Source organism: Streptomyces sp. NPDC059456, from assembly GCF_042750055.1.
GTDB lineage: Bacteria > Actinomycetota > Actinomycetes > Streptomycetales > Streptomycetaceae > Streptomyces.
Genome location: NZ_JBHYVA010000649.1, coordinates 1 through 4,829 on the forward strand (window position 1 = coordinate 1; position 4,829 = coordinate 4,829).

Below are 4,829 nucleotides of genomic sequence, written 5' to 3' on the forward strand. Positions count from 1 at the left end.
CCCATGCCCACCCCGGAGCCGACGCCGACGCCCACCCCGCCCGCGAGCGGAAAGGGGCAGCCGGGCTCCCCCTGACCGGGGTTACTCGCCCAGGACCCGCCGCAGGTAGTCGTTGCCGAACAGCCGGTCCGGGTCCAGCCGGTCCCGCAGCGCGGTGAACTCGCCGAAGCGCGGGTAGACGCGGGCGAGGTACTCCGCGTCCCGCGTGTGCACCTTGCCCCAGTGCGGCCGGCCGCCGTGCGCGGTGAAGATCCGTTCGGCGGCCGTGAAGTAGGCCTGGTAGGGGGTGCCCTTGTACATGTGCACCGCGATGTACGCGGTCTCCCGACCCGAGGCCGTGGACAGGGCGATGTCGTCGGCCGGGGCCGTCCGCACCTCCACCGGGAAGCTGATCCGCAGCCCGGAGCGGTCGACCATCGCCTTGAGCTCCCGCAGCGCCTCGACCACCTGCTCGCGCGGGAGGGCGTACTCCATCTCCACGAACCGCACCCGGCGCGGGCTCGTGAACACCTTGTACGGGATGTCCGTGTAGGTGCGCGCGGACAGCGCGCGGCTGGCGACCCGGGCGATGGAGGGGATGGCCGCCGGGACCGCGCGGCCGAAGGAGTTGACGGCCTGGAAGATGCCGTTGGACAGCAGTTCGTCCTCGACCCAGGCGCTCACGGCTCCGGGCGGGGCGGCGGGGCCCTGGCTGCGGTTGTTGCGCTTGGTGTTGCAGTTGCCGGTGTGCGGGAACCAGTAGAACTCGAAGTGCTCGTTCTCCGCGAAGTGCTGCTCGAACTCGGCGGTCACCCGGTCGAAGCCCATGGGCTCCTCGCGGGCGGTCAGGAAGAAGACCGGCTCGACGGCGAAGGTGATCGCGGTGACGATGCCGAGGGCGCCGATGCCGATCCGGGCGGCCGCGAAGACCTCCGGATGCTCCTTCTCGGAGCAGGTGAGCAGCCGGCCGTCCGCGGTGACCAGTTCCAGGCCGCGGATCTGGGCGGCTATGGAGGCCGAGTCGCGGCCGGTGCCGTGGGTTCCGGTGCTGGTGGCGCCCGAGACCGTCTGCTCCATGATGTCGCCCATGTTGGTGAGCGACAGGCCCTCCCGGGCCAGGGCGACGTTCAGGTCCTTGAGCACCGTGCCGGCCGCCACCGTGACGGTGCCGGCGGCCCGGTCGATCTCGCGGACGCCGGCCAGCGCCTGGGGGCGTACGAGCACCCCGTCGGTCGCGGCGGCCGCGGTGAAGGAGTGGCCGGTGCCGACCGCCTTCACCTTCAGCCCGTCCCCGGCGGCCCGCCGCACCGCCTCCCGGAGCTCCTCGACCGAGGACGGGGTCACCACCCGGGCGGGTACGGCCGTGACGTTGCCCGCCCAGTTATGCCACGCGGTCCGTGTCCCCGGTCCGCTCTTGCCTGCTGCTGTCGCCGTCCCCATCGCTAGAGGGCTCCTCCCCTTGCGCCGGCCTCGTCAGCCGGCGGTAACCCGCGAACGCGACCGCAGCCGCGGCGGCCCCCGCGGAGATCGAGACGACGTACCCGCGCTGGGCCCCGGCGGCGTCGATGACCAGACCGGTCACCGAGGAGCCGACCGCGACACCGACGGCGAGGCCGGTGGTGATCCACGTCATGCCCTCGGTGAGCTTCGCGCGCGGTACGTGCGCTTCGATCAGGGCCATCGTGGTGATCATCGTGGGAGCGATGGCGAGGCCCGAGACGAAGAGCGCCACGGCCAGAAACGGAAGGTTCCCGGCCAGTAGGAGGGGGATCATACTCACGGCCATGGCACAGATGCCCAGTACCCAGCGGCGTTCGGTACGGCCCTTGAGGTGGAGCAGACCGAAGACGATGCCGGCCAGACAGGATCCGGCCGCCCAGATGGCCAGGATGTAGCTGGCGGCGGACTTGTGGCCCTGCTCCTCGGCGAAGGCCAGGGTGGACACGTCGATGGATCCGAAGATCGCGCCGGTCGCCACGAAGGTGGCCGTCAGCACCTGGAGTCCGGGGGAGCGCAGGGCGGAGGTGCGGTCGCCGCCCTGGCTGCGGGGGTGCGGCGCCGGCTCGGTCGCGCGCTGTGCGGTGAGCAGCCAGACGCCGACGAGCAGGCAGCCGGCGGCGATGACCGGTCCGGCCTCCGGGAACCAGGTGGTGGACAGCCCGATGGCCAGGATCGGGCCGAAGATGAAGCAGACCTCGTCCACCACGGACTCGAAGGAGTACGCGGTGTGCAGCTCGCGCGGTGCGTCGCGGTAGAGCACGGTCCAGCGGGCGCGGACCATCGAGCCGACGCTCGGCACGCAGCCCGCGACGGCCGCGAAGACGAAGAGGGTCCAGTCGGGCAGTCCGTTCGCCGCGGCCAGCACCAGGCCGGTGACGGAGGCCACGGAGATCAGGGTCGCGGGGCGCAGCACCCGCCGCTGTCCGTACTGGTCCACCAGGCGGGACACCTGGGGGCCGATGAAGGCGGCGGCCAGGGCCAGGGTGCCGGTGAGGGCGCTGGCCATCGCGTAGCGCCCGGTGATCTCGGAGATCATCGTGAGGATGCCGACGCCCACCATGGATATCGGCAGCCGGCCTATCAGGCCGGCGGCGCTGAAGGCCTTGGTGCCGGGCGCCGCGAAGATCGCGCGGTAGGGACTGGGCAAGGTCTCTCCGTAAGGGACTTCTCGGGCCCATACAGGTTACGACCGCCGACAGGGCACCCGCACGGGGAAGGTTCGACACCGACATCTTTCGAGCAGTGAACTTAGGGTCACCTTACCTGTGGTGCGTCCCGGTATGCGGACCGGCCTGTTCTCCCGCGTGCACGCCGGGTGGCAGGATTCGAACCATGTCAGACCAGCTCCGCGCCGCCGCCTCGCCCCCGGCCGAAGGCCTCGCCGCCCCCTACGACGCCCTCCTGCTGCTCTCCTTCGGCGGCCCCGAGGGACCCGACGACGTCGTGCCGTTCCTGGAGAACGTCACGCGCGGCCGCGGCATCCCGCGCGAGCGCCTCAAGGAGGTCGGGCAGCACTACTTCGGCTTCGGCGGGGTCAGCCCGATCAACGGGCAGAACCGCGAACTGCTGGACGCGCTGCGCAAGGACTTCGCCGAACACGGGCTGGACCTGCCCGTGTACTGGGGCAACCGGAACTGGGCCCCGTACCTGACCGACGTGATGCGGGAGATGGCCGCCGACGGGCGCCGCCGGATCGCGGTGCTCGCGACCAGCGCCTACGCCTCGTACTCCGGCTGCCGTCAGTACCGCGAGAACCTCGCGGACGCACTCGCGGCGCTGGAGGCGGAGGGCGTCGCCGAGCTGCCGCGGGTGGACAAGCTGCGCCACTACTTCAACCACCCCGGCTTCGTGCAGCCGATGATCGACGGAGTCCTCGCGGCGCTGGAATCGCTGCCGCAGGAGGTGCGCGCCGGCGCACACCTGGCCTTCACCACGCATTCGATCCCCACCGCGGCGGCGGACGCCTCCGGCCCCGCGGCGGAGCACACCGCCGACGGCGAGGGCGGGGCGTACGTCCGGCAGCACCTGGACGTCGCACAGGTGATCGCGGACGCGGTGCGGGCCGAGACGGGCACGGAGCTGCCCTGGCAGCTCGTCTACCAGTCGCGCAGCGGCGCCCCGCACATCCCGTGGCTGGAGCCGGACATCTGCGACCACCTGGAGGCGCTGCACGCCGCCGGGGCGCCCGCGGTGGTGATGGTGCCGATCGGGTTCGTCTCGGACCATATGGAGGTCCTGTACGACCTCGACACCGAAGCGACCGCCAAGGCCGCCGAGTTGGGGCTGCCGGCCGCGCGGTCGGCGACGGTCGGGGCCGATCCGCGGTTCGCGGCGGCGGTGCGGGAACTGGTGCTGGAACGCGCCGCCGCCGAGCGGGGCGAGCCGGCGCAGCGCTGCGCACTGGGCCTGCTCGGGCCCAGCCACGACCTGTGCGCGGCGGGCTGCTGCCCGGCGCGCGCGCCCCGGCCGGCGGCCGCGGGCGCCGACAGCCCGTACGCCTAGGAAGGGCGGACCGTGATCTCCGAAGAGCTGAAGGCCGAGCTGCTGGACGTGGCCCTGGACGCCGCCCGGCGGGCCGGGGAACTGCTGCGGGACGGACGGCCGGCCGACCTCGCGGTGGCGGCGACGAAGAGCAGCCCCATCGACGTGGTGACCGAGATGGACATCGCGGCGGAGAAGCTGATCACCGACGTCCTCGCGGAGCGGCGCCCCGAGGACGGACTGCTGGGCGAGGAGGGCGCGGACAGCCCCGGGACCAGCGGGGTGCGCTGGGTCGTGGACCCGCTCGACGGCACCGTCAACTACCTGTACGGGCTGCCGAGCTGGAGCGTGTCGATCGCCGCGGAGTACGGGGGCGAGATCGTGGTCGGGGTCGTGGCGGCCCCGATGCGGCGCGAGACGTACCACGCGGTGCTCGGCGGCGGGGCCTGGCTGGACGGGGTCAGGCTGGCGTGCCGGGCGGCCGCGCCGCTGGACCAGGCGCTGGTCGGGACCGGGTTCGCCTACCTCCAGGCGCGCAAGGAACAGCAGGCCGTCGTCGCGCAGCAGGTGATCCCCCGGGTGCGCGACATCCGGCGCGGCGGATCGGCGGCGCTGGACCTCAGCGACGTGGCCGCCGGACGGCTCGACGCGTACTACGAGCGCGGGCTCAACCCCTGGGACCTGGCCGCGGGCGAGCTGATCGCCCGGGAGGCCGGGGCGCTCACGGGCGGGCGGCCCGGGCGGCCGGCCTCCGGGGAGCTGGCGCTCGCCGCCACCCCGGCGGTGTTCGCCTCGCTCCAGCCGCTGCTCGACGAGGCCGGGGCCTGGCACGACTGACGTGTGCGAGCGCCCGGCTGAGGGACCGTGAC

4 protein-coding genes are annotated in these 4,829 nt (G+C 73.0%); 2 read left to right on the forward strand and 2 right to left on the reverse strand.

Going from position 1 to position 4,829, the window contains the following annotated elements:
- Positions 1-81: 81 nt before the first annotated feature.
- Complete coding sequence (locus ACFXA3_RS35535; protein WP_385194024.1) at positions 82-1,419, reverse strand: D-arabinono-1,4-lactone oxidase; 1,338 nt, start codon at positions 1,417-1,419, stop codon at positions 82-84.
- Positions 1,361-2,626: an MFS transporter gene (locus ACFXA3_RS35540; protein WP_385194026.1), complete on the reverse strand. Its 1,266-nt coding sequence runs from the start codon at positions 2,624-2,626 to the stop codon at positions 1,361-1,363. The genes ACFXA3_RS35535 and ACFXA3_RS35540 overlap by 59 nt, the downstream gene beginning before the upstream one ends.
- A gap of 185 nt (positions 2,627-2,811) precedes the next feature.
- On the opposite strand from ACFXA3_RS35540, the gene ACFXA3_RS35545 reads away from it, so the two are divergent.
- On the forward strand, positions 2,812-3,981 hold the full coding sequence (locus ACFXA3_RS35545; protein WP_385194027.1) for a ferrochelatase: 1,170 nt from the start codon (positions 2,812-2,814) through the stop codon (positions 3,979-3,981).
- A 15-nt stretch (positions 3,982-3,996) separates the two neighbouring features.
- A complete protein-coding gene (locus tag ACFXA3_RS35550; protein ID WP_385194028.1) occupies positions 3,997-4,797 on the forward strand; it encodes an inositol monophosphatase family protein in 801 nt (266 codons plus the stop codon).
- Positions 4,798-4,829 lie beyond the last annotated feature (32 nt).

Coding starts and splice junctions, on each gene's coding strand:
- ACFXA3_RS35535 (WP_385194024.1), bottom strand. CDS start 1,419: ATGGGGACGGCGACAGCAGCAGGCAAGAGCGGACCGGGGACACGGACC.
- ACFXA3_RS35545 (WP_385194027.1), top strand. CDS start 2,812: ATGTCAGACCAGCTCCGCGCCGCCGCCTCGCCCCCGGCCGAAGGCCTC.